Origin of the sequence: Cellulosimicrobium funkei (assembly GCF_004519295.1) — a bacterium.
In the GTDB taxonomy this organism is placed as follows: domain Bacteria; phylum Actinomycetota; class Actinomycetes; order Actinomycetales; family Cellulomonadaceae; genus Cellulosimicrobium; species Cellulosimicrobium funkei.
Genome location: NZ_SOZH01000006.1, coordinates 83,722 through 109,906, shown reverse-complemented (window position 1 = coordinate 109,906; position 26,185 = coordinate 83,722). Strand labels below are relative to the sequence as shown.

23 protein-coding genes and 2 tRNA genes are annotated in these 26,185 nt (G+C 73.8%); 12 read left to right on the top strand and 13 right to left on the bottom strand.

From position 1 onward, the window contains the following. Position 1: 1 nt before the first annotated feature. The 5 genes from E1O70_RS11195 to E1O70_RS11175 all read right to left on the bottom strand — a co-directional run bounded on the left by E1O70_RS11195 (position 2) and on the right by E1O70_RS11175 (position 5,313). Positions 2 to 703: a response regulator gene (locus E1O70_RS11195; protein ID WP_061266822.1), complete on the bottom strand. Its 702-nt coding sequence runs from the start codon at positions 701 to 703 to the stop codon at positions 2 to 4. Further along, on the bottom strand, positions 700 to 1,932 hold the full coding sequence (locus tag E1O70_RS11190; RefSeq protein WP_082774223.1) for a sensor histidine kinase: 1,233 nt from the start codon (positions 1,930 to 1,932) through the stop codon (positions 700 to 702). The genes E1O70_RS11195 and E1O70_RS11190 overlap by 4 nt, the downstream gene beginning before the upstream one ends. A gap of 9 nt (positions 1,933 to 1,941) precedes the next feature. Next, positions 1,942 to 2,811 carry a CPBP family intramembrane glutamic endopeptidase gene (locus tag E1O70_RS11185; RefSeq protein ID WP_082774224.1) on the bottom strand — a complete coding sequence of 290 codons (870 nt, stop codon included), beginning with the start codon at positions 2,809 to 2,811 and terminating at the stop codon, positions 1,942 to 1,944. 207 nt (positions 2,812 to 3,018) lie between these two features. Continuing rightward, the gene (locus tag E1O70_RS11180) at positions 3,019 to 3,831 is read right to left on the bottom strand and encodes a GIY-YIG nuclease family protein (protein ID WP_043653637.1); all 813 of its coding nucleotides are present in this window, start codon (positions 3,829 to 3,831) and stop codon (positions 3,019 to 3,021) included. Positions 3,832 to 3,894: 63 nt separating this feature from the next. After that, the gene (locus tag E1O70_RS11175) at positions 3,895 to 5,313 is read right to left on the bottom strand and encodes a hypothetical protein (protein WP_205688643.1); all 1,419 of its coding nucleotides are present in this window, start codon (positions 5,311 to 5,313) and stop codon (positions 3,895 to 3,897) included. A 64-nt stretch (positions 5,314 to 5,377) separates the two neighbouring features. Between E1O70_RS11175 and E1O70_RS11170 the strand changes: the two genes are divergently transcribed. Continuing rightward, positions 5,378 to 6,322: an alpha/beta hydrolase family protein gene (locus E1O70_RS11170; protein ID WP_061266825.1), complete on the top strand. Its 945-nt coding sequence runs from the start codon at positions 5,378 to 5,380 to the stop codon at positions 6,320 to 6,322. After that, positions 6,319 to 6,762, top strand: a complete 444-nt coding sequence (locus tag E1O70_RS11165) for a MarR family winged helix-turn-helix transcriptional regulator (protein WP_061266826.1) — start codon at positions 6,319 to 6,321, stop codon at positions 6,760 to 6,762. Before E1O70_RS11170 ends, E1O70_RS11165 begins: the two co-directional genes overlap by 4 nt. A gap of 174 nt (positions 6,763 to 6,936) precedes the next feature. Here the strand turns inward: E1O70_RS11165 and lpdA are convergent, their stop codons facing one another. Continuing rightward, a complete protein-coding gene (gene lpdA, locus E1O70_RS11160; RefSeq protein WP_034654525.1) occupies positions 6,937 to 8,343 on the bottom strand; it encodes a dihydrolipoyl dehydrogenase in 1,407 nt (468 codons plus the stop codon). Between the two features lie 379 nt (positions 8,344 to 8,722). On the opposite strand from lpdA, the gene E1O70_RS11155 reads away from it, so the two are divergent. The 4 genes from E1O70_RS11155 (at position 8,723) to E1O70_RS11140 (ending at position 14,770) form a co-directional block, all read left to right on the top strand. Continuing rightward, positions 8,723 to 11,227, top strand: a complete 2,505-nt coding sequence (locus E1O70_RS11155) for a leucine--tRNA ligase (RefSeq protein WP_061266827.1) — start codon at positions 8,723 to 8,725, stop codon at positions 11,225 to 11,227. A gap of 195 nt (positions 11,228 to 11,422) precedes the next feature. Beyond that, the gene (locus E1O70_RS11150) at positions 11,423 to 12,406 is read left to right on the top strand and encodes a DUF808 domain-containing protein (RefSeq protein WP_061266850.1); all 984 of its coding nucleotides are present in this window, start codon (positions 11,423 to 11,425) and stop codon (positions 12,404 to 12,406) included. 36 nt (positions 12,407 to 12,442) lie between these two features. Beyond that, positions 12,443 to 13,750, top strand: a complete 1,308-nt coding sequence (locus tag E1O70_RS11145; protein ID WP_061266828.1) for a hemolysin family protein — start codon at positions 12,443 to 12,445, stop codon at positions 13,748 to 13,750. A gap of 108 nt (positions 13,751 to 13,858) precedes the next feature. Continuing rightward, positions 13,859 to 14,770: an LLM class flavin-dependent oxidoreductase gene (locus tag E1O70_RS11140; protein WP_240696674.1), complete on the top strand. Its 912-nt coding sequence runs from the start codon at positions 13,859 to 13,861 to the stop codon at positions 14,768 to 14,770. Between the two features lie 196 nt (positions 14,771 to 14,966). Here E1O70_RS11140 and leuD read toward each other — a convergent pair whose 3' ends face one another. Together leuD and leuC are read right to left on the bottom strand one after the other, a co-directional pair. Beyond that, a complete protein-coding gene (gene leuD / locus E1O70_RS11135) occupies positions 14,967 to 15,605 on the bottom strand; it encodes a 3-isopropylmalate dehydratase small subunit (RefSeq protein ID WP_034654518.1) in 639 nt (212 codons plus the stop codon). Between the two features lie 57 nt (positions 15,606 to 15,662). Beyond that, the gene (gene leuC, locus E1O70_RS11130) at positions 15,663 to 17,144 is read right to left on the bottom strand and encodes a 3-isopropylmalate dehydratase large subunit (RefSeq protein ID WP_061266852.1); all 1,482 of its coding nucleotides are present in this window, start codon (positions 17,142 to 17,144) and stop codon (positions 15,663 to 15,665) included. 161 nt (positions 17,145 to 17,305) lie between these two features. Between leuC and E1O70_RS11125 the strand changes: the two genes are divergently transcribed. From E1O70_RS11125 to E1O70_RS20430, 3 genes are all read left to right on the top strand, one after another. Beyond that, positions 17,306 to 18,025 (top strand): IclR family transcriptional regulator, encoded by a 720-nt coding sequence (locus tag E1O70_RS11125; protein WP_034654517.1) that lies wholly within the window; start codon positions 17,306 to 17,308, stop codon positions 18,023 to 18,025. Positions 18,026 to 18,201: 176 nt separating this feature from the next. Continuing rightward, positions 18,202 to 18,369, top strand: coding sequence for a hypothetical protein (locus E1O70_RS19900; RefSeq protein ID WP_163187158.1), 168 nt, complete (start codon positions 18,202 to 18,204; stop codon positions 18,367 to 18,369). 2 nt (positions 18,370 to 18,371) lie between these two features. After that, positions 18,372 to 19,334 (top strand): PH domain-containing protein, encoded by a 963-nt coding sequence (locus E1O70_RS20430; RefSeq protein ID WP_240696673.1) that lies wholly within the window; start codon positions 18,372 to 18,374, stop codon positions 19,332 to 19,334. Positions 19,335 to 19,521: 187 nt separating this feature from the next. Here E1O70_RS20430 and E1O70_RS11115 read toward each other — a convergent pair. Further along, a tRNA-Glu gene (locus tag E1O70_RS11115) sits at positions 19,522 to 19,594 on the bottom strand. 100 nt (positions 19,595 to 19,694) lie between these two features. Beyond that, a tRNA-Gln gene (locus tag E1O70_RS11110) sits at positions 19,695 to 19,766 on the bottom strand. A 202-nt stretch (positions 19,767 to 19,968) separates the two neighbouring features. Here E1O70_RS11110 and E1O70_RS11105 point away from each other — a divergent pair. Beyond that, complete coding sequence (locus E1O70_RS11105) at positions 19,969 to 20,748, top strand: class I SAM-dependent methyltransferase (RefSeq protein WP_061266829.1); 780 nt, start codon at positions 19,969 to 19,971, stop codon at positions 20,746 to 20,748. Positions 20,749 to 20,771: 23 nt separating this feature from the next. Beyond that, entirely contained in the window at positions 20,772 to 21,392 is a 621-nt protein-coding gene (locus E1O70_RS11100) for a hypothetical protein (RefSeq protein WP_128957472.1), read from the top strand. 9 nt (positions 21,393 to 21,401) lie between these two features. Here E1O70_RS11100 and E1O70_RS11095 read toward each other — a convergent pair whose 3' ends face one another. After that, complete coding sequence (locus E1O70_RS11095) at positions 21,402 to 22,325, bottom strand: LysR family transcriptional regulator (protein ID WP_061266830.1); 924 nt, start codon at positions 22,323 to 22,325, stop codon at positions 21,402 to 21,404. Positions 22,326 to 22,394: 69 nt separating this feature from the next. On the opposite strand from E1O70_RS11095, the gene E1O70_RS11090 reads away from it, so the two are divergent. Beyond that, complete coding sequence (locus tag E1O70_RS11090; protein ID WP_082774225.1) at positions 22,395 to 23,645, top strand: YeiH family protein; 1,251 nt, start codon at positions 22,395 to 22,397, stop codon at positions 23,643 to 23,645. A 184-nt stretch (positions 23,646 to 23,829) separates the two neighbouring features. Here the strand turns inward: E1O70_RS11090 and E1O70_RS11085 are convergent, their stop codons facing one another. Together E1O70_RS11085 and gltX are read right to left on the bottom strand one after the other, a co-directional pair. Continuing rightward, positions 23,830 to 24,618 carry an HAD family hydrolase gene (locus E1O70_RS11085; protein ID WP_043656648.1) on the bottom strand — a complete coding sequence of 263 codons (789 nt, stop codon included), beginning with the start codon at positions 24,616 to 24,618 and terminating at the stop codon, positions 23,830 to 23,832. Continuing rightward, on the bottom strand, positions 24,615 to 26,117 hold the full coding sequence (gene gltX / locus E1O70_RS11080; RefSeq protein ID WP_174526017.1) for a glutamate--tRNA ligase: 1,503 nt from the start codon (positions 26,115 to 26,117) through the stop codon (positions 24,615 to 24,617). Before gltX ends, E1O70_RS11085 begins: the two co-directional genes overlap by 4 nt. Positions 26,118 to 26,185 lie beyond the last annotated feature (68 nt).

Genomic DNA, 26,185 nt, shown 5'->3' with positions numbered 1-26,185 from the left:
CCTAGTCCGCTGCGACCAGACCCACGCGGTACGCGAGCACGACGGCCTGCACCCTGTCGCGCAGGCCGAGCTTCGCGAGGATCCGTGACACGTACGTCTTGACGGTCTCCGGGGTGATGACGAGCTCGCGCGCGATCTCCGCGTTGGAGAGCCCGGCCGCGAGCTGCTCGAGCACCACTCGCTCGCGCGGCGTCAGGGCGCGCACGACCTCGTCCCGCGCGCGGCGGGTCGTGTCGGACGGTCGCACGCGCTCGGCGTAGCGGCCGATCAGGGCACGAGTCACGGACGGCGCCAGCAGGGACTCGCCGCGGGCGACCGTGCGGACGCCGTCGACCAGCTCTGCGGGCGGGGCGTCCTTGAGCAGGAACCCGCTCGCCCCGGCGCGCAGCGTCTCGTAGACGTACTCGTCGACGTTGAACGTGGTCACCACGAGCACCTTGGTCGGCGTCTCCACGTCGGGGCCGGCGATGCGGCGGGTCGCCTCGATGCCGTCGAGCACGGGCATCCGGATGTCCATGACCACGACGTCGGGCCGCAGCCGTCGCGCGGCCTCGACGGCTGCGTGCCCGTCCTCCGCCTGACCGACGACCTCCATGTCGGCCTGGGCGGAGAAGATCGTCACGTAGCCGACGCGGACCAGCTCCTGGTCCTCGCACACCAGCACGCGGATCGGGGTTCGCGACCCCGGCGTCGGGAGGGTCATGGGCTGCTCCTGGTCGGGACGGTGGGGATCCGGACGCGCAGGCGGAAGCCGCCGTCCGGCGTCGGGCCGGCGTCCAGCGCACCGTCGAGGACGCGGACGCGCTCGCGCAGGCCGGCGAGCCCGCGTCCGGCCGGGGGCGCCGCCTGCGCGGCGTCGGGCCGGAGCGGCACCGGCGTGCCCGCCGCCGCAGGCCCCGCGGTGGTCACCTCGACCTCGACGCGCTCGGCACCGTGCCGCAGGCGGACGGTGGTCGGCCGCCCGGGGGCGTGCTTGAGGGCGTTGGTGAGTCCCTCCTGGACGGCCCGGTACGCGGCCAGCCCGACGGCGTCGGGCAGGTCGCGCGCTCCGTCCTCCCCGACCCACTCCACGGGCTGGCCGGACCGGCGGGCCTGCTCGACGAGATCGCCCACCCGACCCAGGGTGGGGCCCCGACCCTCGGACGCCGACTCGCCCGTCGCCTCGAGCACGCCCAGGAGGTACCGGAGCTCGGTCAGGGCGCGTCGCCCGGTGCCGCTGATCGCGACGAGCCCTTCGGCCGCGCGCTCGGGGGCGGCGGCCAGGAGGTACTGCGCGGCGTCGGCCTGGACGACCATCGCCGTGACGTGGTGCGTCACCACGTCGTGCAGCTCGCGCGCGATCCGGGCTCGTTCCTGGGACGTCGCGACGTCCGCGGCGAGCCGACGACGCTCGACCTCCTCGGCCCGTCGACGACGCACCGCCGTCCCGGCGAGCCAGATCACCACCAGGACGAGGAAGAACGCGAGGAACACCGGCACCCGGTTCGGTGAGCCGAGCCCGACGAGCGTGCCGGCGAGGCCGACGTAGCCCGCGGTCGCGAGGACGGCGGCCGTCCGCCGGGACCGCTCCAGGTGAGCCCCGGCGCTGTACAGCGCGACGTAGAGGCCGACGCTCGCGAACGTCGGCGGGTACGACAGGACCTGGTCCACGGCGAACGCGGCGCCGACGACGGCGAGGCACGCCCCGGGACCGCGACGCCGGAACGCGAGGGGCAGGCACTGCGCGAGGAGGAGCGCCACGGACAGGCCGTCCGTCGGCCGCTCGGGCAGGTCGCCGAGCTCGACGCCGATCGTCGTGAGCGTCGGGACGAACCCGAGCGCCGCGAGGGCGACCGCGAGCGCGGCGTCCCCGGCGTCCTGTCGGCTCGCTCGCCACCGCCGGGACGTCGGACCGGTGCGTGCGGCCCGGTCGAGGACGGGGTGGGCGGGCACGGCCCGAGCCTACGGGCGACGGCGGTGCGCCGGGACCAGCCGGCCGCGGCGTCGCGCGAGCACGAGCAGGGGGACGGCGAGCAGCGCGCCGAGCGTCACGGTCACCAGCGAGCCCTCGATGCCGAAGGCCCCACCCGTCAGCACGCTCGGCCCGGAGACGTCCGCGACCAGCAGACCCGGTGCGGCGTGACCCGAGACGGGGATGCCGAGCAGCGCGACGGCGGCGTTCCAGGCGAGGTGCAGGCCGATGACGAACCAGAGGTTGCGGCGCCACAGGAACGCCGCGCCGAGCAGTCCTCCGGCCTCGATCGCGATCGCCAGCGCGCTCCACGGGGTGGCGCCCGGGTTGAAGAGGTGCGTCAGGCCGAACAACCCCGCCGTCACCGCCAGCGCCACCCAGCTGCCGAGCAGGCGCTCGAGGGCCTGGAGCGCGAGGCCGCGGAACACGAGCTCCTCGACGACGGCGGCCCCGACGGTGACCGCGAGGATCGGGGCCACCACCGCGAGGAGGTCGACGTCGGCGACCCGGAACGTGTAGCCGCCGAGGGCCGTGACGACGGCCGCGGACACCGCCACGAAGCCCAGCCCGAGCGCCGCGCCCAGCAGGGCCTCCGGCACGGCGCGGCGGCCCGCGATCTCGGGCGTGCGGCGTCGGGCGAGGAACCGCATGACCACCCGGTAGACGACGACCGCGAGCGCGGCGCCCAGCACGGGGAGGAGCAGGAACGGTTCCGCCGACGCGGTCAGGCGCCCGACGAGGCCGACGCCGATCGTGCCGGCGATCATCCACACCAGGGGGTGCTGCACGAAGCGGGCCACCGGACCGCCTCCGGAGCCCTCCCCGGCACGGGGGTGAGGTGTCGTGGTCGTCGTGCTCATGCGGGCCTCCGTCGCTGTGCGTGACCGCCCGGTCGGGCGATCACCGGCAACGCTAGGAAGTCGGGTGCTCCCGCGAATCACCCCGGGGTGAGCAGTCGGGGTAGCTCTCACGGGGGACCGGGGCCGCCGCAGACTCGGTCCGTGACGACCCGGGCTGCCGGCCCACGGGCAGCCGCGGCGCCACGACCGCTACGCCACGCGCTCGAATCAGTTGCGGTTCAGGCCGTGTCTCCGCGAGTCCAGGGCGACCTTGAAGTGACTCTCGGCCTCGTCGATCACCCGCGTCGGTGTCGACGGGTCGAACACCCGCAGCAGCGAGAAACGGAAGCCGGTCGGGTCGACGGTGCGCAGCTCGACGTTGCCACCGTGGCCGTTGGTCGCGTACGCCGCCCAGCGCTGCCGGATGCTCTCTGCACCGTCAGCCTTGCCCACGTAGTGCCGACCGTCACGGGTGTCGGTGATCAGGTAGACACCGACGACGGAGGCCAAAGCTGTGCGCCAGGCGGCATAGCGGTGCTCGCGCATCACGGCCTGCAGCTGCGAATGGTCCAGCACGAGCCGGTCGAACCCCGGGAACGGCACGGGCCGCGCGTCGGCAATCTCCATGACCGGGTATCCCGCCGCGGTAGGGCCGTTGAGCTTCCATGTGCGCGGCGACCGCCAACCGATCACCAGCCGGTGCCTCAGGTCCGCGAGCCGCTCGGTCTCGACCAGGTCGAACGTACGCAGGGCCCCGTCGTTCGAGATTTCGCCGCGGTTCTCCAGCACCGACCACAGACGCGCCCGGTCTCCACCCTCGCGGACGAACACGACCCAGATGCCCGGAGGAGCAGCCGGGAAGATCCGCGGCGACGCCGACTGCCGGCGTGTGTACGCCAAGATCTCGTCATCGGTCGAGTCCGCGTGGATGCCCGGCAGGCCAGTGTCCTCGTGCTCCTTGACGAAGGCGTGCCGAATCACGAGGGCCTCCGCAGGGTCGATGCGCCCGCTGCGCAGGATCGGTTCAAGCGTCAGCGACATCGGTGCACAACTTCAGGAGCGCGGTGAGGATGGCAGATGGCGCGCTCTGCGCCGCTCGACTACTCAATCGGCTCTCGATTCGTCACTAGCGTCTTGCCGTCGACGGGCTCGGTCGGCGAGGCCCCCGAAGAGTCTGCTGGTGGCCTCGCTCGCACGGACGACGCTGTCCGTGCCCACGTTGACGGCCCTCACCCGCAGCTCGCTGGTCTTTTCGAGAGCCTCGACGCTCCGCCGTCGCGCGGCATCGAACGCCTCCTGCCCGGAGACCACTGCCTGGTTCCGGGTATCACCGACGGCAGTGAGCCAACGGCGAGCTTCGGCGGTCTCGGTCTCCGTCATCAGGTCGAGGCGCTTCTCGAGTTCGAGGACGGCCACGACGACCTCGTTGCTGGCGTTGACGACCTTCGGCGACGCGAACGGGTTGAAGAGCACCTTGTGGTTGGCCCTGCGCGACGCCTCGTTCATGCGAGCGACGAGCTGACCGCACGCGGTACCGATGACCTCCAACCGCTTCTGGCGGGCCAGGCGCAGCCCGACACGATGCCGGTCGAGCTCGTCGGGACGCGCGTCGGCGACACGGTCGAGTTCGAGGACGCTGAGCGAGTCCTGCAGCTGGAACGAACGGGCGATCACCGCCAGCCATTCCTCGACGGAAGACTGGGCTTGGTGCGTGGCCTTGACCAAGGCTCCCAGGTCGCTCTCGGCCTCAAGCTTGGCGGCCAGCGCATCGAGGCGGCGCACCGCGTAGGCCTGAGTCGTGGCGATGGTAGCCGCTCCGCCCTGGACCTTCGACCAGGTGACCTCCGAGACGCGGCCGACCTCGTCTCGGACCGTGATCGCGTCGTCGATCAGCAGGGAAACCCCGATCATCTCGGCCAGGACCGCGTCCTTCTGCGCACGGAGGATGTCGTCGATCTTCTTGTCGATCTGTTCGAGGTACTCCCTGAGCTCGTCGATCGACCGCTGCATCTCGCGCTGAGCCATCATCGTCCCGATCGAGGCAAGCGCTGCCGGATTCGTGAGCAACGAAGCCGGCGAGTTGACCACCTGGATCCAGGACTGCACGTCGCCCGGCTTGCCGATCATCGCGTGGCTGACCGCCGGATTGTCTTTGGTCGCCTGCAGGCCAAACTCGCGAACCTTCGCCGCAGACCTCTCGGTGAGCTTGAGCCAGCGTCCCGACTCGGCGGCGAGCTGTCCACCGGCTTGGAGGGCCAAGCCGGCGAGGCCGCTGGCGGCACGAGCTCCCTCCGCGGTCACGTAAGCGAGAGACCGCGAATCCGAGGCGACGAGATTGAGGTCGAGCATGAACTGCTTGATCGCTCCTTCCTCGCCGATCATTGCGAGACCACTGCCATCACTGACCAGCTCGAGCTCGGCGCCCACGAGAACTCCTCCCATCCGCTGCCCGAAGCGTAGAGCCTCGCGAAGGACAGGATCGCCCGCGAGCTCGCGCTCCGATTCACGACCGAAGAGTGCCACACACGAACCCTCCTCGGGCCGCTCGACCACGATCGCGGTCGCGCAGCCCGCTAGGGTACTTCGCATGCGAAATGACGAGCCGGCGACAGTGGGCTCCGAGGAGCTGCGGATCCAGATTCCGGCGGGCGGCTGGGTCGTCGGCACGGTGCGCGGGCCCGCCGAGGAGTCGCCCCGCGGTGTCGTGGTGATCCACCCCGCGACGGCGGTCCCCGAGCGTCTGTACACGGGGTTCGCGGAGTTCCTCGCCACTCATGGGTATGTCGCCGTCACCTACGACTACCGCGGCACGGGCCGGTCCGGCAGCCCCCGCGACCACCGCGGCCTGCGCATGCGCGACTGGATGGCCGACGACGTCCCCGCGGTCGCCGCGTGGGCCCGCCCGCGGTTCGGCGACGTGCCCCAGCTCGCCGTCGGGCACAGCATCGGCGGGCACGCGCTCGCGCTCGGCAAGGGCTCACGGGGCCTGGCCGGGTTCGTCACGGTCGCGTCCCACGTCGCCGCGACGTCCGCGATCCCCGACCGCGCCGAGCGAGCGCGCGTCCGACTGATCCTGCGGGCGCTCGGCCCCGCGACGGCCCGGGTGCTCGGCCACGTCCCCGGCCGTCGTCTGAGCCTCGGGGAGGACATGCCCGCCGCCGCGATGCTCGAGTGGAGTCGCTGGTCGACCATGCCGGGCTACTTCTTCGACGACCCGACCATGCGCGCCGCCGCGGACGCGGCACGCGTCACGGGCGACGTCCTCGCCGTCGGGTTCACCGACGACCCGTGGGCCACCCCCGCGCAGATCGACGCGATCACCGACCGCCTCACGGCCGCCCACGTCGAGCGCCGCACCTGGAGCCCCGCCGACGGCGGCGTGGAGGCGATCGGCCACCTGGGCTTCTTCCGCCGCGGCCTGCGCGACACGCTCTGGCCCGACCTCCTCGCCTGGCTCGACGCCCGCGCCGCGGCCGCCCCGTCGCAGCAGGACGGGAACGTCCACTTCCCCGCCAGGAAGCCGCGACGATGACGGGCCGCCCGCCGCGGCTGGTGTTCCTCACCACCGCGGCGGAGCGCCAGATGCGGCGCTGGATCGCGCGCCGCGGCAGCGCGCGCACGACCGGGGACGGCGGCCCGGGGCTCGGGGCCGCCGCCGCCGGCGTGCTGCTGCACCTCGCCGCCCACCCCGGCGCGACGATCGGCGAGGTGACGGCCGCGCTGCATGCCTCTCCCGCCGGCACCAGCGGCCTGCTCGCCCGCATGGAGCGCGCGGACCTCGTGCGCCGTCGCCCCGACCCCGACGACCGGCGCACCGTCCGCCTGGACCTCACGCCCACCGGCACCGCGGCGCTCGACGACGTGCGCGCCGCGCTCGCCGAGCTGAACGACCGCCTCACCGAGGGCTTCACCCCCGACGAGCTGGTCACCGTCGCCCGCTGGCTCGAGCACGTGACGCGGACGCTCGCCTAGCGGCACCGGCGGGTCGCCCGGCGGACCGTCCGCCTCCCCGGCGAGGGCGCGCGGGGGCACGTTCGTCCCCAGGCGCACGCACGCCCGCCGGACAGCACGAGGCCCGGACCTGAGACAAGCAGGTCCGGGCCTCGGCTCGGGTGGTCGCCCGCGCGGGCGACCGCGTCTGACGGGTCAGAAGTTGATCATGTGCCCCGCGAGGCCGTGGATCGACTCCTGGACGGCCTCGGACAGCGTCGGGTGGGTGTGCACGTTGCGCGCCACCTCGTTGACCGTGAGGTCCCACTTCTGCGCGAGCGTGAGCTCGGGCAGCATCTCGGAGACGTCGGGGCCGATGAGGTGGCCGCCGAGGAGCTCGCCGTAGGTCTCGTCGGAGATGAGCTTGACGAAGCCGACCGGGTCGCCGAGGCCGTGCGCCTTGCCGTTCGCCATGAACGGGAAGGTCGCGACCTTGACCTGGTAGCCCTCGTCGCGCGCCTGCTGCTCGGTGAGGCCGAAGCTCGCGACCTGCGGCTGGCAGAACGTCGCGCGCGGCATCATGCGGTAGTCGCCGAGCGTGAGCGTCTCGGCGCCGCCGATGGTCTCCGCCGCGACGACACCCTGCGCCTCCGCGACGTGCGCGAGCATGAGCTTCGCGGTGACGTCGCCGATCGCGTAGATGTGCTCGACGTTGGTGCGCATGACGTCGTCGATCGCGATGGCGCCGCGCTCGGTGAGCTGGACGCCGGTGTTCTCCAGGCCGAAGCCCTCGACGTTGGGCGCGAAGCCGACGGCCATGAGGACCTTGTCGACGACGAGCTCGCCCGGCTTGTCGTCCTTGACGCCCTTGTAGCTGACGGTGACGCCGTCGGCGCCGTTGTCCTTGACCGTCTGGACGGCGGTCGAGGTGAGCAGGTTGACACCGAGCTTCTTGTACTGCTTGGCGATCTCCTTCGACACGTCGGCGTCCTCGTTGGGCAGCGCGCGGTCGAGGAACTCGATGATCGTCACGTCCACGCCGTAGTTCTTGAGGACGTAGGCGAACTCCATGCCGATCGCGCCCGCGCCGACGATGGCGATGGAGCGGGGCAGGTCGCGCGTGAGGATCTGCTTCTCGTACGTGACGACGTTCTCGGACAGCTCGACGCCCGGGAGCAGGCGTACCTTCGAGCCGGTCGCGATGATGACGTTGTCGAACGTCACCTGGTCGGTCGAGCCGTCGGCGAGCTTCACGTCGAGCGTGTGCGCGTCGCGGAACGTGCCGCGGCCGTCGTACTCGGTGATCTTGTTCTTCTTCATGAGGAAGTGCACGCCCTTGACGCGCCCCTCCGCGACGGTGCGCGAGCGGTCGAACGCCGCGCCGAAGTCGAAGCTGACCTCTCCGGAGATGCCGAAGGTCTTCGCGTCGTGCTGGAAGATGTGCGCGAGCTCGGCGTTGCGCAGGAGCGCCTTGGACGGGATGCAGCCCACGTTGAGGCACACCCCACCCCAGTACTTCTCCTCCACGACCGCGACCGACAGGCCCAGCTGGGCTGCACGGATCGCGGCCACGTAACCACCGGGACCTGCACCGAGGACGACGACGTCGTAGTGGGATGCCATGGCCTCAAGCCTACTGGCGCAGCATCGGCCGTGGCGCGCCCGCGTGCGCGACGTCCGCCACACCCGGCCCCGCCCCGGTCCTGGGCCGTCCCGGTGTTGACCGCGCGTCGGCGCCCGGGCGACGATGGCCGGGATGCGACACCTGCGGCTCCTCCTTCGTCGGCCGCGCTGAGCCCGCCGGGCGGGCACGCTCAGCGCGGCGGTGCCTGCGCGTCCCCGAGGGGCCGCACGGCGAGTGCCCGACGACGAGCCCACCTCTCGAGGAGCCCTCCCGATGCACGCCGCACCCCCACCCCACCCTTCTGTCCCCACTGTCCCGATCGTCCCCGCCGACCATGCGGGTGTCGACCATGTCGAGCCGAGCTCGGGCGACAGCCGCATGCTCGGCGCGTCGTCGCGAGAGATCGAGGACCGCTGGCAGCAGTACTGGGCCGAGCACGGCACGTTCCGCGCGCGCGACGACGGCTCGCGCCCCCGCAGGTACCTGCTGACGATGTTTCCCTACCCTTCGGGCGACCTGCACATGGGTCATGCCGAGGTGTTCGCGCTGGAGGACGTCGTCGCGCGGTACTGGCGCCTGCGCGGGTACGACGTCCTCAACCCGATCGGCTGGGACTCGTTCGGGCTGCCCGCCGAGAACGCGGCGATCCGCCGCGGCGAGAACCCCGCCGTCTTCACCGAGACGAACATCGCGACGCAGGCCGCCACCGCGCGCCGGTACGGGGTGTCGTTCGACTGGTCGCGCCGCCTGGAGACCCACCGACCGGAGTACTACCGATGGACGCAGTGGCTGTTCCTGCGGCTGCTGGAGCGCGGCCTCGCCTACCGCGCGACGGCGTCGGTGAACTGGTGCCCGGTCGACCGGACCGTGCTCGCGAACGAGCAGGTCGTGGGCGGTCGGTGCGAGCGGTGCGGGGCCGCCGTCGTGCACCGCGAGCTCACGCAGTGGTTCGTGCGCGTCACCGCGTACGCGGACCGCCTGCTCGACGACATGGAGGCGCTCGAGGACGCGTGGCCCGCACGCGTGCTGACGATGCAGCGGAACTGGATCGGGCGCAGCGCCGGGGCGCGCGTGCGCTTCCCCGTCGTGCCCGACGACGCCCCCCTCGCCCCCGCGAGCGCCGCGCCCGGGGCCGCCTCGCGGCCCGAGCACGTCGAGGTCTTCACGACGCGTCCCGACACCCTGCCCGGCGCGACGTTCGTCGCGGTCGCGCCGGACGGGCCGCTCGCTGCGGCACTGTGCGCACCGGAGCGCGCGGAGGCGCTCGCCCGGCACCGGGAGACCGCGCTGGCGTCCGGGGAGATCGAGCGGACGAGCGCGCAGCGCCCGAGCGCCGGGACGTTCCTGGGCGCCTGGGTCCGCCGCCCCGGCAGCGACGAGCGGCTGCCGGTCTGGGCCGCCGACCATGTGCTGCCCCACTACGGGACGGGAGCGGTCATGGGCGTGCCCGCGCACGACGACCGCGACGCGCGCTTCGCCGCCGCCCACGGCCTGCCGACGGGGTCGGGCGAGACGTGGCCGGGCGTGGAGGAGGCGATCGCCCGCCTGGAGGACGACGGCACGGGCGAGCGTGCGACGTCGTACCGGCTGCGCGACTGGCTGGTCTCGCGGCAGCGCTACTGGGGCGCACCCGTCCCGGTCGTGCACTGCCCGGGGTGCGGCGTCGTGCCCGTCCCGGACGACGACCTGCCCGTCCGGCTCCCCGACCTGGCCGGCGACGACCTCCTCCCTCGGGGCCGCTCGCCGCTGGCCGCCCCCGCCGCCGAGGCGTGGCGGCGCGTGCCGTGCCCCCGGTGCGGCGCCGACGCCGAGCGCGACCCGGACACGCTCGACACGTTCGTCGACTCGTCGTGGTACTTCCTGCGGTACTGCTCGCCGGGCGACGACGGCCCGCCCGACGACGTCCCGTTCCGCCCCGAGGACGCGCGTCGGTGGATGCCCGCGGCGCAGTACGTGGGCGGCGTCGAGCACGCGATCCTGCACCTGCTGTACAGCCGGTTCGTCACGAAGTTCCTGCACGACGAGGGCTGGGTGGACGTCGTCGAGCCCTTCGCGACCCTGCTCAACCAGGGTCAGGTGCGCAACGGCGGGCGGGCCATGAGCAAGTCGCTCGGGAACGGCGTCGACCTCGGCGAGCAGCTCGACCGGCACGGTGCCGACGCGGTCCGCCTCGCCCTGGTGTTCGCGGGGCCGCCGGAGGACGACGTCGACTGGGCCGACGTCGACGCGAGCGCGATGCGGCGGTTCTGCGCGCGCGTGCTGCGGCTCGCGGACGCCGTCGGACCGGCCGCCGGGCCGCGGGCGACCGGCCCCGAGGTGCTGGGCGCCGTCGTGCCCGGGTCGCGGGCTCACGCGCTGCGCCGGGCCACGCACCGGACCGTGCACGAGGCGGAGGACCTGCTCGACCGGAGCCGGTTCAACGTCGTCGTCGCGCGCGTCATGGAGCTCGCGAGCGCCGCGCGGCGCGCCACCGACACCGGGCCGGCGTCCGACGAAAAGGCCGGCGCGCACGCCGCCGCCGTGCGCGAGGCCGTCGAGGCCGCCGTCGTGCTGCTGAGCCTGGTCGCGCCGCACACGGCGGAGGAGGCGTGGCACCGCCTCGGGCGCGAGCCGTCGGTGACCGAGGCCGACTGGCCGACCGTCGACCCGGCGCTGCTCGTCGTCGACGAGGTCGTGGCGGCCGTCCAGGTCGACGGGAAGGTGCGCGACCGGGTGCGGGTGGCCGCGGACGTCGACGAGCGGACGCTGCACGACCTCGCGCTCGCGACCGCGGGTGCCGCCCGGGCGACGGCCGGGCGGCACGTCGTGCGCGTCGTCGTCCGCCCGCCGCACCTGGTGAACGTGGTGACCCGCCCCTCCACGGACGACCCGGCAGTCACGTGAGCCGCCGCCGAGCACGGGGTGGGCGACCGGAATCGCCTCGATCCGGTCGCCGGTCCCGTGCTCGGCGCCCCGGTGCCGGCGGGTGCGGTCCTGCGACGCGTGGTGGGGGCGGAGTCGCTACGATGCTGCGGCCGCGTCCACTCGACCAGCGGGCCCGTGCGCGGCGACACGGGCCGGCGCACGGAGCACCCACCCATGGCCTTCGGACTCGCTGCCCTCCTGGACGACATCGCCGCGTTCGCCAAGCTCGCGGCCGCCTCGATCGACGACGTCGGCGCGGCCGCCGGGCGTGCGAGCGCGAAGGCGACGGGCGTCGTCATCGACGACACCGCCGTCACGCCCCGCTACGTCGAGGGCCTGGCCGCCAAGCGCGAGCTGCCCGTCGTCAAGCGGATCGCGACCGGGTCGCTGCGCAACAAGCTGCTGTTCATCCTCCCGGCGATCCTGCTCCTGAGCCAGTTCCTTCCCGACCTGCTCACGCCGCTGCTCATGCTCGGCGGCACGTACCTCGCGTTCGAGGGCGCCGAGAAGGTGTGGGAGCTCGTCTCGGGGCGGCACCACGCCGAGGTCGAGACGAAGACCGAGAAGAAGGCGGTCGACGAGGACTCGGTGGTGTCGAGCGCGGTCCGCACCGACTTCATCCTCAGCGCGGAGATCATGGTCATCGCGCTCAACGAGGTCGCCTCGGAGAACTTCTGGTCGCGTCTGATCATCCTCGTGATCGTCGCGATCCTCATCACGGTCCTCGTCTACGGGGTCGTGGCGCTCATCGTGAAGATGGACGACATCGGCCTGCACCTCGCGAAGCGCGACACGCCCTGGGTCCAGTCGTTCGGGCGCGGGCTCGTGAGCGCGATGCCGAAGGTCATGTCCGTCATCTCGATCGTCGGGATCGTCGCGATGCTCTGGGTGGGCGGCCACATCCTGCTCCAGGGCACGTACGACCTCGGCTGGCACGGCCCGTACGACGTCGTGCACCACCTCGAGCACGCCGTGACCGGCGTCGCGGGCGTGGGCGGGTTCCTCGGCTGGCTCGTCAACACGGCGTGCTCCGCCGTCGTCGGGATCGTGGTCGGCGGCGTCGTGGTCCTCGTGGCGCACCTGATCCCGCGCCGCAAGCACGGCGAGCCCGCCACGACCGAGCCGACCACGCCGGACGGCCCCGCGACAGCCGGCTGAGCCCACGCCGGGCCGAGCGGCCTGGTTGGATGAGGCATGGACTCCGGCACCTGGACCAACATCGGCCTCGTCCTGCTCTTCATCCTCGTCGGCGGCGTCTTCGCCGGGACCGAGATCGCGCTCGTCTCGCTGCGCGAGAGCCAGGTCGCCCGCATCGAGAAGCAGTCGGCGCGCGGCGCGCGGGTCGCGGCGGTCGCGCGCGACCCCAACCGCTTCCTCGCGGCGGTGCAGATCGGCGTCACCGTGGCGGGCTTCTTCTCGGCCGCGTACGGCGCGTCGACGCTCGCGCCGGACCTCGCGCCCGCGCTCGAGGACCTGGGCCTGTCGAGCGGGCTCGCGGACACCGTCGCGCTCGTGGGGCTCACGCTCGTCATCGCCTACCTCTCCCTGGTGCTCGGCGAGCTCGTGCCCAAGCGCATCGCGCTCCAGCGCTCGGCGGGCGTCGCGCTCGTCGTCGCCCCTCCCCTGGACCGCTTCGCGACCCTCATGCGGCCCGTCATCTGGCTGCTGTCGCGCTCGACCGACGGCGTCGTGCGGCTGCTCGGCGGCGACCCCTCGGCGCGCAGCGAGGAGATGAGCGAGGAGGAGCTGCGCGAGATCGTGCTCGCGCACGAGTCGCTGCCCGAGGACGAGCGCCGCATCCTCGACGACGTGTTCGCGGCGGGTGACCGCTCGCTCGCCGAGGCGATGACGCCGCGCGGCGAGGTCGCGTTCCTCGCGGCCGACACCCCCCTCGCGGACGCCGCCGAGACGGTCGCGGCGGGCCCGTACTCGCGCTACCCGGTGACGGGCGACGACTTCGACGACGTCGTCGGCTTCCTCCACGTGCGCGACCTGCTCGGCCGGGACTGCCCCGACCACCCGCCGACGGACCCGGCGACGGGGCGCGCCCTCACCGTGCGCGACGTCGTGCGGCCCATCCTCGCGCTGCCCGCGACGAACACCGTGCTGCCCGCGATGTCGCAGATGCGGCGCGAGGGCGTGCACATCGCCGTCGTCGTCGACGAGTACGGCGGCACCGACGGGATCGTCACGCTCGAGGACCTCGTCGAGGAGCTCGTGGGCGACATCCGTGACGAGTACGACGCCGACGAGCCGTCGCCCGCTCGCGAGCACGGCGCGACCACGAGCGTGGACGCCGGACAGACGATCGAGGAGTTCGCGCGCCGCACGGGCGTCGAGCTGCCCGACGGCCCGTACGAGACCGTCGCCGGCTTCGTCCTGGCGCAGCTCGGGCGCCTCGCCCTCGTGGGCGACCACGTCGACGCGGACGGCTACCGGCTCACGGTGACCGACGTCGCGGGGCGGCGCATCGTGCGCGTGGACGTCGTCCCGCTCCCCTGACCGCTGAGCGCACGACGCTGAGTGCGGGAAACAGTCGCGTCCCGGCACCTCGGACGCGACTTTTTCCTGCACTCAGCGGTGTGGGTGGGGCCGCGTAGCGTCGGGTGGATGAGCGCAGCGACGACGGGGACACGGTCGGGGATCAAGGTCGGGGTGGTCGGGAGCTTCGGCTCCGCCGCCCAGGTGCTGGAGATGGCGGTCGGGGCGGAGGACGCCGGCTGGGACGGGTTCTTCTCGTGGGACGGGCTGAGCCTGCTGTCCATGCCGGTCGACACGTTCGACCCCTGGGCGGTGCTCGCCGCGGCGGCGGTCCGGACCGAGCGGATCACGCTGGGGGCGATGGTCTTCGCGCTCCCCCGCCGCAAGCCGTGGGAGGTCGTGCGCCAGGCGCTGACCGTCGACCACCTGTCGAGCGGTCGCCTCGTGCTGCCGGTCGGCGTGGGCGTGCTCGACGACGGCGGCTTCTCCGCCGTGCCGGGTCAGCCGCAGTCGCTGCGCGAGCGCGCCGAGCTGCTCGACGACGCGCTCGCCTACCTCGACCGCGCGTGGACCGGCGAGCGGTTCACCTTCGAGGGAACCCACGTGCGGACCGGGGAGATGCAGTTCCTGCCGCGCCCGGTCGAGCGCGCCGTCGTCGGCCACCACGTGCCGGTGTGGCCGGTCGGCGTGTGGGACGCCGAGCGCCCGCCGGTGCGCTCGCTCGACCGCACCCTGCGCGCCGACGGGATCGTGCTCCAGCTCCGCGGCGACCGCGGCTTCGACGTGCCCACGCCCGACGACGTCTCCGCCCTCGTCGGCTGGCTCACCACGCGTCGCGCCGAGCTGGGCCTCGAAGCGGCCCGGCCGTTCGACGTCGTCGTGCAGGGCGAGCTCCCGGCGGACCGCTCCGCGGCGGCCGACCAGCTCGCCGGCCTCGCCGACGCCGGAGCGACCTGGTGGGTCGAGTCCCGCTGGAACCCCGAGACCGCGACCCCGGAGTCGCTGCTCGCCGCGATCCATGCGGGCCCGCCCCGTCCCTGAGCAGGGACGGGGCGAGGCGACGCACGCACGGGCTCGGCCGCGCGACGTGTCGGCGACACGATCACGGGCGGGCTCTGGGGTGGTGACGACGGGTCGTGGCGGGCCTGGCGGGAGCAGGGCGAGGGACGAGCCCTGCGGATGGTAGACCCGTCGTCACCACCCCAGAGCCCGCCCCCGGCCCCGCGTCGCAGAACCGTTAGCCGACGGGCCGCGCCGCCTCGATCTCGACCTTGGGCAGCGTCTTCGCCGGCAGCGTCTTCGGGCGCCACGACGCGCGCGTCGCCTCGAACGCGGAGATCTCGTCCTCGTGCTGGAGCGTGAGGCCGATGTCGTCGAGGCCCTCCATGAGACGCCAGCGCGTGTAGTCGTCGATCTGGAACGGCACGGTGACGTCGAGCGCCGACGCGGTGCGGGCGACGAGGTCGACCGTCACCTCGGTGCCCGGGTTGGTCTCGAGGATCTTCCAGAGCAGCTCGACGTCCTCCTGCGCGACGATGCCCGCGACGAGGCCCTGCTTGCCGGAGTTACCGCGGAAGATGTCGGCGAAGCGCGACGCGAGGACGACGCGGAAGCCGTAGTCCTTGAGCGCCCAGACGGCGTGCTCGCGCGACGAGCCGGTACCGAAGTCGGGCCCGGCGACGAGCACGGAGCCCGCACGGTAGGCGTCCTGGTTGAGGACGAACGTGGGGTCGCCGCGCCAGGCGGCGAACAGCGCGTCCTCGAACCCGGTGCGCGTCACGCGCTTGAGGTAGACGGCGGGGATGATCTGGTCGGTGTCGACGTTGCTGCGGCGCAGCGGGACGCCGACGCCGGTGTGGGTCGTGAACTTCTCCATGGCAGGAACCTCTTCGGGTCTTCGGGGCGACGAGTGGGGCAGCGCGGCGCGGGTGGCTCAGACCTGCACGAGGACGCGCGGGTCGAGCGGCGCGAGCGGCGTGCCGTCGAACGACGTGATGTCGGTGCCCTCGGGCAGGTCGAGGTCGCTCAGCGAGGAGAGCGTGCCCCGCAGCGCCGTGGCCGCGGCCACGAGCGGCGACACGAGGTGGGTGCGGCCGCCCTTGCCCTGGCGCCCCTCGAAGTTGCGGTTCGACGTCGAGGCGGCGCGCTCGCCCGGCTGGAGCTGGTCGGGGTTCATGCCGAGGCACATCGAGCAGCCGGCGTTGCGCCACTCCGCGCCGAAGTCGAGGAAGATCTGGTCGAGACCCTCGGCCTCGGCCTGGAGGCGCACGCGCGCGGACGCCGGGACGACGAGAACCCGGACGCCGTCGGCCTTCTTCTTGCCCTGCACGACCTTCGCGACCGAGCGCAGGTCCTCGATGCGGCCGTTGGTGCACGACCCGATGAACACGGTGTCGACGGGGATCTCGCGCAGCGGCTGGCCGGGCGTGAGGCCCATGTACTCGATCGCACGCTCGGCGGCGACGCGCTCGTTCTCGTCCGCGATCTGCTCGGGGACGGGCACGGTCGCGGAGATGGGCAGGCCCTGGCCGGGGTTGGTGCCCCACGTGACGAAGGGCTCGAGGTCGGACGCGCGGAGCGTGACCTCGGTGTCGAACACGGCGTCGTCGTCGGAGCGCAGCGTGCGCCAGTACTCGACGGCCGCGTCCCAGTCCGCGCCCTCGGGCGCGTGCGGGCGGCCCTTGAGATACTCGAACGTGGTGTCGTCCGGGGCGATCATGCCGGCGCGCGCGCCCGCCTCGATCGACATGTTGCAGATCGTCATCCGCGCCTCCATGGAGAGCTTGCGGATGGCCTCGCCGCGGTACTCCAGGACGTAGCCCTGGCCGCCGCCGGTCCCGATCTTGGCGATGATCGCGAGGATGATGTCCTTGCTCGTGGCGCCGGGCGGCAGCTCGCCGTCGACGTTGATCGCCATGGTCTTGAACGGGGCGAGCGGGAGCGTCTGCGTGGCGAGCACGTGCTCGACCTCGGACGTGCCGATGCCGAACGCGAGCGCACCGAACGCGCCGTGCGTCGAGGTGTGCGAGTCGCCGCACACGACCGTCAGGCCGGGCATGGTGAGGCCGAGCTGCGGCCCGACCTGGTGCACGATCCCCTGGTCGGCGTCGCCGAGCGAGTGGATGCGGACGCCGAACTCGCGCGCGTTGTTGCGCAGCGTGTCGATCTGCGTGCGGCTCGTGAGGTCCGCGATCGGCAGGTCGATGTCGAGCGTCGGGGTGTTGTGGTCCTCGGTCGCGATGGTGAGGTCGGGGCGGCGGACCGGGCGGCCCGCGAGGCGCAGCCCCTCGAACGCCTGGGGGCTGGTGACCTCGTGCACGAGGTGGAGGTCGATGTAGAGGAGGTCGGGCGACCCGTCGGCGCCTCGTCGCACCAGGTGCGCGTCCCAGACCTTCTCCGCCAGCGTGCCGGCCATGTAGCTCATCTCCTCGTCGTCTGTCACGGTCCTCCTGGGGGGTACGGAGAGCCGCCTGGGTCGATGGTCCGCCGTCCGGCATCCTGCCGGGGAAGACGTCCAGCGGGTGGAACATCCGTGCCGGACTTGCATCTCAGTGCGTGAGACGTCAATATCGACCTATGGACAATACTAGCGGAGTCGGAGTGCTGGACAAGGCGGCCTCCGTCCTGGGCGCCCTGGAGTCCGGACCTGCCACCCTCGCCCAGCTCGTCACGGCCACGGGCCTGGCCCGCCCGACGGCGCACCGCCTCGCCGTCGCCCTCGAGCACCACCGCATGGTCGCGCGCGACATGCAGGGCCGGTTCGTCCTCGGCCCCCGGCTCAACGAGCTCGCGACGGCGGCCGGCGAAGACCGCCTGCTCGCCGCCGCGAACCCCGTGCTGACGGCGCTGCGCGACCACACGGGCGAGAGCGCCCAGCTCTACCGCCGCCAGGGCGACCACCGCATCTGCGTCGCGGCCGCCGAGCGCCCCGTCGGCCTGCGCGACTCGATCCCCGTCGGCGCGACGCTCACCATGAACGCGGGCTCCGCCGCCCAGGTCCTGCTCGCGTGGGAGGAGCCGGACCGGCTGCACCGCGGGCTGCGCGAGGCCGTCTTCACCGCCACGATCCTCTCCGGCGTCCGACGCCGCGGGTGGGCCCAGTCCGTCTCCGAGCGCGAGCTCGGCGTCGCGTCGGTCTCCGCGCCCGTGCGCGGCCCGTCGGGCCGGGTCGTGGCCGCCGTCTCCATCTCGGGCCCGGTCGAGCGACTGAGCCGCCAGCCCGGGCGGCTGCACTCCGGCTCGGTCGTCGCCGCCGCGAACCGCCTCACCGAGGTGCTGCGCCGCGCCGGCGAGTGAGGACGCCGACGCCGGCCCGCACCGGGCCGGCGTCGGCGTGCCGCGGGCCGCAAACGGGACGCGCCCTGTCAAAATGTCCCCGGCTGCTGCCATGCTGTGCGTGCCCGACGCCCGGACAGCGCAGCGGTCGCGGGGGCGACCGCTGACCGTCCGATCCCGAGACACGAGGAGTTCCGATGCACCCGAAGCTGAAGGCCGCCCTGATCTGGGTCCTCGTGATCTTCGCCGTGTACGCGATCGTCACGAGCCCGGACCGCGCGGCCGACATCGTCGAGGGCATCTGGGACGTGATCGTCGGGGCGTTCCGCTCGATCGGCCAGTTCTTCAGCTCGCTCCTGGACTGACCGTGGCCCGCGGCGGACCTCGCAGCAGGATCCTGGACCGCTACGTGCTCAACGGCGAGCGGGTCGTCATCGCGACGCGCCACCACTGGGGGATGCTCCTCGAGCCCGTCGCGACCACCGTCGCGGGGGCGGTCGCGATCGCCTGGCTCGTGGTGCAGGCCGGCCCCGCGGTCGGCGACGGCGTGCTCGTGCTGTGGTGGCTGTGGCTGATCCTCGCCGCCCGCCTGGTGTGGAAGGTCTTCGAGTGGCGCAACGAGTGGTTCGTCGCCACGGACAAGCGCCTGCTCCTGCTCTACGGCCTCATCACGCACAAGGTGGCGATGATGCCGCTGACCAAGGTGACGGACATGAACTACGGGCGCTCGCTCGTCGGGCGCGTGCTGGGCTACGGCCAGTTCCTGCTCGAGTCCGCCGGGCAGGACCAGGCGCTGCGCCAGATCGACTGGGTCGCGCACCCGGATCGGACCTACCGCCTGCTGTGCGACACGCTGTTCATCCCGGGCGTCCGCCCGGGCGGAGCGCCGACCGGCCCGGGCGGGGCCGCCGCGACGACGGGGGGTGCGCTGCCCGCGACCGTGCCGCCGCCCGCGCCGCGCCCGCCGCAGCCTGCCGAGCCGCTTCCGGTCGAGCCCGCGCCCGCGTGGGACGGACGCAGCCCGGCCGCCACGACCCCGCCTCCCCCGGCACCGCTCCCGTCGGACCCGCGGGTCGTCGTCGTGCCCGGCCGGTCCGCCGGCGCGTCGAGCGGGCCCACCCAGCCGATCCCCGTGACCGGCGACGCTCACGCGGCGCGGGACGCCGCGCGTCCCGACGGCCCGCCGGCGGGGCCCGGCGAGGACGAGCAGGGCTGGACGGTCTCCGGCGAGCACCGCGCGACGTACGTGCCGGTCACGCCCCCGCGGCCGTCGTCGACGCCCATCCCGAAGCCGTACGAGCCCGGCCCCGGGCGCGACGGCGCCCCCTGACCGGCCGCACCACCCACCACCCGGTAGCAAAGGCTCCGAGGCCGACCTCCGCGGGGTCTCGCACGCCACGCGACGTGCGTCACACTCAACACCGGCCAGGCCCGCCATCGATCGACGAGCGGCCAACGGGCGCACGGAAGAAACGACGAAGGCCCGGTCACCGTGATGGTGACCGGGCCTTCTTCTGTACCCCCAACGGGATTTGAACCCGTGTTACCGCCGTGAGAGGGCGACGTCCTAGGCCGCTAGACGATGGGGGCCTGTGGAGCTTCGTACCGTTTCCGGTCCGTTTCTCCGGTGAGAACTCTACCTCATGTTTCTCGCGGTCTTGACCGCTCGATCCAGAGCCGGAGCTCTTCGCTGGGGTACCAGGACTCGAACCTAGACTAAGTGAACCAGAATCACTCGTGCTGCCAATTACACCATACCCCAAGGGGGTAACCGATCCGCGTCGGGAAGCCGTGACGACGAGTCATAGACCCGTCCCCTGGCTCCCTCCCGTGGAGGTCCCACCGGCCGAGAACATTACCGGACATGCCGACGCGGACCAAATGCGCTGCGCGCGCCCGAGCGGCCCGGCGACGCGCGCGTCCTGCGGTCGACGGGCACGGCCGCCGTCTGGCACCGTCAGGGCATGAGCCCTGGAGACTCCCTCGACCCCGGTTCGCGCGCCGACCGGGCCGCGTCGTTCGAGCACGGTGCCGCGCAGTACGCCTCCACCCGGCCGTCCTACCCGGACGCGGCCGTCGACTGGCTCGTGCCCGACGGCGCCCACCGCGTCCTCGACCTCGCCGCCGGCACCGGGAAGCTCACGGAGCGGCTCGTCGCACGCGGCCTCGACGTCGTCGCCGTCGAGCCGTCCGACGCGATGCGCGACCGCCTCGCCGAGACCGTGCCCGGCGCCGAGGCGCTCCCGGGATCGGCCGAGGCCGTCCCGCTGCCGGACTCGAGCGTCGACGCGGTGCTGGTCGCCCAGGCGTGGCACTGGTTCTCCCCCGCGGCCCAGCCGGAGATCGCGCGCGTGCTGCGGCCCGGCGGCCGGCTCGGCATCGTGTGGAACGTCCGGGACAGCTCGGTGGACTGGGTGGGCAGGTTCACCGAGATCATCCACCGGGGCGACACGCTCGAGCACAGCTACCGCGAGCCCGCGCTCTCCGAGCACCTCTTCACGACGCCGGAGCACCGCACGGTGCCGTGGGCCGACCGGGTCCTCACGTCCTCGCTGCGCCCGCTCGCCGCGTCGCGCAGCTACCTCCTGACCCTCCCACCCGCGCGGCGCGAGGAGCTGCTGGAGGAGATCGACCGGCTCGTCGCGACCCACCCCGACCTCGCCGGCCGCACCGAGGTGGACCTCCCCTACCTCGCCCAGTGCTGGCGCGCGGACGTGCGCCCCGACGCACCGGGCGCGGCATGAGCGGCGCGGGCGGACGCGGCACGATGACCGGCGACGACGTCCGGGTGGCCGTCCGATGGCTCGCCGACCGCCTCGTGGGCCAGCCCGTGTCCGCGTTCGACGCGCAGGCCGGCCCGGTCCGCTGGTCGTGCTGGACGACGGCGGAGCACGTCGTGGACGACCTCCTCGCCTACGCGCTCCAGCTCGCGGCGCTCCCCGCGCTCGCGTACGTGCCGCTCGTCGGCCCGCGGGGCGAGGGCGAGATCGCCCACGTCGACCGCGCAGCCGGGACGGCGGGACTCGTCGAGGCGCTCGTCGGCGGCGGGGAGCTGCTCGCGACGCTCGCCGAGACGCGGCCCGCGGACGCGCGCGCCTTCCACCCGTACGGGGTCTCGGACGCCGACGGCTTCGCGGCGATGGGGGTCGTCGAGGTCCTCGTGCACGGCCACGACGTCCTGCTCGGGCTCACGCACGCACCCACCCCGTTCCCCCCGGGGCTGGCGGCCCGCGCCCTGGCGCGCCTGTTCCCCGACGTCGAGACGGGTCCGGACGAGGACCCCGACGCCGTGCTCCTCTGGGCGACCGGCCGGGGCGAGCTCCCGGGTCGGCCGCGGCGCACGCGCTGGCGCTGGGACGCGAGCGTGCGCGCGGACGCGCCGGGCTGAGCCGGCCCGTCAGGCCGACGACGCGGCCGCGGCCGCCGCGATGCGGCGCGCGGCCGAGGAGAGCGCCGTGCCGTCCTTCCAGACCATCCGCAGCCGGCGGTCGAGCTCGAGCCCCGGCACCGCGACCCGCACGAGGGCGCCCCGTGCGACGTCGTCGGCGACGGCGAGGCTCGACAGCACGGCGACCGCCCCGCCGTGCTGCACGGCCGTCTTCAGCGCCGCGGTGGAGCCGAGGTAGGGCAGGTGGTCCGGCAGCCGCTCGCCGAGCGTCGCGAGGCCGCGCTCGAGCGTCTCGCGCGTGCCCGAGCCGCGCTCGCGCACGACGAGCCCCCCGGACAGCAGCTCGTCGACGCGCACGGCGCTGCGACGCGCCCAGGGATGCGCCGGGCCGACGACGACGACGAGCCGGTCGTGCGCGACGGTGCGGCTGCGCAGCCCGCGCCGCAGCGTCGCACTCTCGACGAACCCGAGCTCCACGCCGCCGTCGAGGACCAGGTCGGTCACCTCGCGCGAGTTGCGGACGACGAGCTCGACGTCGGGAGCCCCGCCGCCCGGCGCCCCCTCGAGCGCGAGCCGCGCGAGCCAGCGCGGCGCCAGGTACTCCGCGACGGTGAGGCTCGCCGCGACCCGCACCCGGGCGGCCGGGGCGTCGCGCAGCGCCGCGACGGAGGTCTCGAAGCGGTCGGAGGCCTCGATCACCTCGCGCGCCCACGCCGCCGTCGCGCGGCCGGTCTCGGTGAGCCGGGACCCGCGCGTCGTGCGCTCGAGGAGGTCGAGGCCGAGGCGGCGCTCGAGCGCGCGCAGGCCCGCCGACGCCGTGGGCTGGGCGACGCCGAGCGCGCGGGCCGCCGCGCTGATCGACCCGTGCGAGTCGGTCGCGACGAGCAGCTCGAGCGCGGAGAGGGACGTCCTGTCGCGGGCGGTCGTGGCCATAGGCCCACTCTATGCCTCGCGAGGGAAGTCGCTCTTCTGCCGCCGCACCGGCCGCAGCACGCTGGAAGCATGAACCACCCTGCACCCCCCTCGACGCGCGCGGAGGCCCTCGCGACCCGAGGCGCCCCGGTGGCCACGGCCGCTCCCCCGGCGCCCGCACCTGACCAGCGCCCCGACGCACCGCGCGGACCGCGCGCGCTCGTCCCCGGGCTCCTCCTCGTCGGCGCGGCGACGCTCCTCGTGCTCGCGGGCGCGCGCCTCGTCCCCACGGTGTCCCCGCTCGTCGTCGCGCTCGTCCTGGGCGCGCTCGTCGCCCCGGTGCTCGGCCGGCTCGCGACGACCCGGAGGGGCGGAGCGACGGTCGCCGCGACGCGTCCCGGCGTCGCGTGGACGTCGCGCGTCGTGCTCCGGGTGGGCGTCGTGCTGCTCGGCTTCCAGCTCTCCCTCCCGGAGGTGCTGGGGCTGGGCTGGCGCGGGCTCGTCGTCGTCACGACGACGCTCGCCGTCACCTTCGCGGGCACGCTCGCGCTCGGCCGCGTGCTGCGCGTGCCGCGCGTGACGACACTGCTCGTCGCGACCGGCTTCTCCGTGTGCGGGGCGGCCGCGATCTCCGCGATGCAGGGCGTCGTGGACCGGCCGGGTCGCACCCCCGACGAGGTGCGCGAGGACGACGACGGCGTCGCCACCGCGCTCGCGCTCGTCACCGTCTACGGCACCCTCGCGATCGTCGTGCTGCCCTGGCTCGCAGGGCTGCTCGGGCTCACCGACGACCGGGCCGGGCTCTGGATCGGCGCGAGCGTCCAGGAGGTCGCGCAGGTCGTCACCGCGGCCGGGACGATCTCCGCGCCGGCGCTCGCCACCGCGACGGTCGCGAAGCTCGCGCGCGTGGCCCTCCTCGCGCCGCTCGTCGCCGTCGCCGGGGTCGTCGTGGCCCGCGGGGCCCGACGCGCGGCGTCGGCGCTCGCGACCACGAGCACGCTCGGGGCGTCGGACGCCACGTCGTCGTCCGCGGCGGACGACGGCGAATCCCGCGGCGCAGGTGCCGGGGCCAGGAGGCGACGCGTCGCCCCGGTGCCGTGGTTCGTCGTCGGGTTCGTGGCGGCGGTGGCGCTCCGCAGCCTCGGGGTCGTGCCCGCGCCGGTGCTCGCCGTCCTCGTCACGGCCTCGACGCTCGCGTTCGTCGCGGCGATGTTCGCCCTCGGGCTCGGCGTGGACGTGCCCACGCTCGTGCGCACCGGGCGGCGGTCGCTCGTGCTGGGTGCGCTGTCCGCGGTGCTCGTCACCGCGACGGCCCTCGTGGGCGTCCTGCTCCTCGCCTGACCGCCCCACGGGCGAGAGCCCCGGGTCTCCCGGGGAACGCCCCGGTAGGCCGGGGTAGAGGCCCGGTACGCCGAGGTAGATCCCTGGTCATGACCAGGGCTCTACCTCGCGGAACCAGGGCTCGACCTCGCGGGACCGGGGCTCTACCTCGCGGGGCGGGGGCTGCGCCTCGCAGGGCCGGGGGTTACCTCGGCGCGGGGGTCTGCGCCGCCGCGACGCCGAGCGTCGCGGGGAGGTCGTCGAGGCCGTGGACGACGTGCACGCCCGACGCGCGGGCCGACGCCGGATCCTCCGGGTGCGGGCCGCCGCGGCGCGTGCCGGGGCGGTCGAGCCACACCCCGACGAGGCCCGCGGCGAGCGCGCCGCGCGCGTCGACGTCGAGCTCGTCGCCGACGTACGCCGTGCGGGCCGGGTCGGTGCCGAGACGACGGCACGCCTCGGCGAACACGCGCGGGTCGGGCTTGCCGAAGCCGAGCGTGTCCACCCCGACGAGCAGCGGCACGTCGGCCAGGCCCGCGGCCGCGAGCTTGCGGGTCTGGAGCTCGACGCGCGCGTTCGTCAGCGAGCCGACGCGCACCCCGGCCCCTGCGAGCGCGTCGAGCACCCCACGGGAGTCGGCGAACGCCGTCCACGACGCCTCGAACGTGCCCCAGAAGAGGTCCTTCCAGTCGACGTACGCCGCGTCGTCGAGCAGCTCGCCGCCGAACGCCGCCTGGAGCTCGTTGGCGCGCGCCATGCGCTGGGCGTCGAAGTCGACCTCGCCGCGCGTGTACGCGCGGTAGTGCCCGTTGGGGTCGGCGCGCCACAGCGCGAGGACGTCGTCGTAGCGCTCCTCGGGCAGGTGCGGCAACCACACCCGCGACGCGGCGGCGATGGCCTCGGCGAAGGCGGCGCGCGTGTCGACGAGCGTGTCGTCGACGTCGAACAGGACACCCTCGAGGGGCGCGGCCGCCGAGGCCGCGGCGTCGGTCACAGCGCGTCCCGCAGGCGCACGAGGCGCTCCAGCGTCGAGCCCTTGCCGAGCAGCTCCATCGACTCGAACAGCGGCGGCGAGACGCGGCGGCCCGTGAGCGCGACGCGCAGCGGCGTGAACGCGAACCGCGGCTTGACGCCCATGCCCTCGACGATCGCGTCGCGCAGGCGCTCCTCGATGGCGGCGGTGACGAACTCGTCGTCCTGCAGCACGTCGAGCGCGGCGATCGCCGCGGCGAGGATGTCCTTCGCGTCGTCGCGCAGGGCGCCGCGCGCGTCGTCCTCGACCGTGAGCGCGTCGTCGGCCGTGAAGAGGAAGCCCAGCATCCCGACCGACTCGCCCAGCAGCACCATGCGCTCCTGGACGAGCGGCGCGGCTGCCGTGAGGATCTCCTGGTTGCGGGGCGACAGGTCGGCGAACGAGTCCGCCGGCACGAGCCCGCCCGCGTGCAGGTACGGGACGAGGCGGTCGCGGAAGTCCTCCGCCGCGAGCATCCGCACGTGCGTCGCGTTGATCGCCTCGGCCTTCTTGAGGTCGAAGCGCGCTGGGTTCGGCAGCACGTCGTGCACGTCGAAGGCCTCGACCATCTCGGTGACCGTGAAGATGTCGTGGTCCGGCGAGATCGACCAGCCGAGCAGCGCGAGGTAGTTGAGCAGGCCCTCGGGCGTGAAACCGCGCTCGCGGTGCAGGAACAGGTTCGACTCGGGGTCGCGCTTGGAGAGCTTCTTGTTGCCCTCCCCCATGACGTACGGGAGGTGGCCGAACTCCGGCATGACGTGCGCGACGCCGATCTCCAGCAGCGCCCGGTACAGCGCGATCTGGCGCGGCGTCGAGGACAGCAGGTCCTCGCCGCGCAGCACGTGCGTGATGCCCATGAGCGCGTCGTCGACGGGGTTCACGAGCGTGTAGAGCGGCTGCCCGTTCGCGCGCACGAGCGCGTAGTCCGGGACCGAGCCCGCCTTGAACGTGATCTCCCCGCGCACCACGTCGGTGAAGGTGATGTCCTCGTCCGGCATCCGCAGGCGCAGCACCGGCTCACGGCCCTCGGCGCGGAAGGCGGCCTTCTGCTCGTCCGTGAGGGTGCGGTCGAAGTTGTCGTAGCCCTTCGTCTTGAGCCCCGCGGCGGCGTTGCGCGCGTCGGACTCCTCCGGGGTCGAGAACGACTCGTAGACGTACCCGCCCTCGACGAGCCGCGCGATGACGTCCTGGTAGATGTCCGCGCGCTGCGACTGCCGGTACGGCTCGTGCGGGCCGCCGACCTCGACGCCCTCGTCCCAGTCGAGCCCGAGCCAGCGCAGCGCGTCGAGGAGCTGCTGGTAGCTCTCCTCGCTGTCGCGCGCGGCGTCGGTGTCCTCGATGCGGAACACGAACGTGCCGCCCGTGTGCCGCGCGTAGGCCCAGTTGAACAGCGCGGTGCGGATGAGCCCGACGTGCGGCGTCCCGGTCGGGGACGGGCAGAAGCGGACGCGGACGGGCGAGGAACCAGGTGCGGGGATCACGGCTCCCAGCCTAGTTGCCCGACGCCGCCCCCCGCCCGGGCGTCCGGCGTCGCCCCGGTCGTCGTCTC

Bases quoted from the DNA above. Each gene is read 5' to 3' on its own strand.
- E1O70_RS11195 (WP_061266822.1), bottom strand. From the start codon at position 703: ATGACCCTCCCGACGCCGGGGTCGCGAACCCCGATCCGCGTGCTGGTG.
- E1O70_RS11185 (WP_082774224.1), bottom strand. From the start codon at position 2,811: ATGAGCACGACGACCACGACACCTCACCCCCGTGCCGGGGAGGGCTCC.
- E1O70_RS11180 (WP_043653637.1), bottom strand. From the start codon at position 3,831: ATGTCGCTGACGCTTGAACCGATCCTGCGCAGCGGGCGCATCGACCCT.
- E1O70_RS11170 (WP_061266825.1), top strand. From the start codon at position 5,378: ATGCGAAATGACGAGCCGGCGACAGTGGGCTCCGAGGAGCTGCGGATC.
- E1O70_RS11165 (WP_061266826.1), top strand. From the start codon at position 6,319: ATGACGGGCCGCCCGCCGCGGCTGGTGTTCCTCACCACCGCGGCGGAG.
- lpdA (WP_034654525.1), bottom strand. From the start codon at position 8,343: ATGGCATCCCACTACGACGTCGTCGTCCTCGGTGCAGGTCCCGGTGGT.
- E1O70_RS11155 (WP_061266827.1), top strand. From the start codon at position 8,723: ATGCTCGGCGCGTCGTCGCGAGAGATCGAGGACCGCTGGCAGCAGTAC.
- E1O70_RS11150 (WP_061266850.1), top strand. From the start codon at position 11,423: ATGGCCTTCGGACTCGCTGCCCTCCTGGACGACATCGCCGCGTTCGCC.
- E1O70_RS11145 (WP_061266828.1), top strand. From the start codon at position 12,443: ATGGACTCCGGCACCTGGACCAACATCGGCCTCGTCCTGCTCTTCATC.
- E1O70_RS11140 (WP_240696674.1), top strand. From the start codon at position 13,859: ATGAGCGCAGCGACGACGGGGACACGGTCGGGGATCAAGGTCGGGGTG.
- leuD (WP_034654518.1), bottom strand. From the start codon at position 15,605: ATGGAGAAGTTCACGACCCACACCGGCGTCGGCGTCCCGCTGCGCCGC.
- leuC (WP_061266852.1), bottom strand. From the start codon at position 17,144: ATGGCCGGCACGCTGGCGGAGAAGGTCTGGGACGCGCACCTGGTGCGA.
- E1O70_RS11125 (WP_034654517.1), top strand. From the start codon at position 17,306: ATGGACAATACTAGCGGAGTCGGAGTGCTGGACAAGGCGGCCTCCGTC.
- E1O70_RS19900 (WP_163187158.1), top strand. From the start codon at position 18,202: ATGCACCCGAAGCTGAAGGCCGCCCTGATCTGGGTCCTCGTGATCTTC.
- E1O70_RS11105 (WP_061266829.1), top strand. From the start codon at position 19,969: ATGAGCCCTGGAGACTCCCTCGACCCCGGTTCGCGCGCCGACCGGGCC.
- E1O70_RS11100 (WP_128957472.1), top strand. From the start codon at position 20,772: ATGACCGGCGACGACGTCCGGGTGGCCGTCCGATGGCTCGCCGACCGC.
- E1O70_RS11095 (WP_061266830.1), bottom strand. From the start codon at position 22,325: ATGGCCACGACCGCCCGCGACAGGACGTCCCTCTCCGCGCTCGAGCTG.
- E1O70_RS11090 (WP_082774225.1), top strand. From the start codon at position 22,395: ATGAACCACCCTGCACCCCCCTCGACGCGCGCGGAGGCCCTCGCGACC.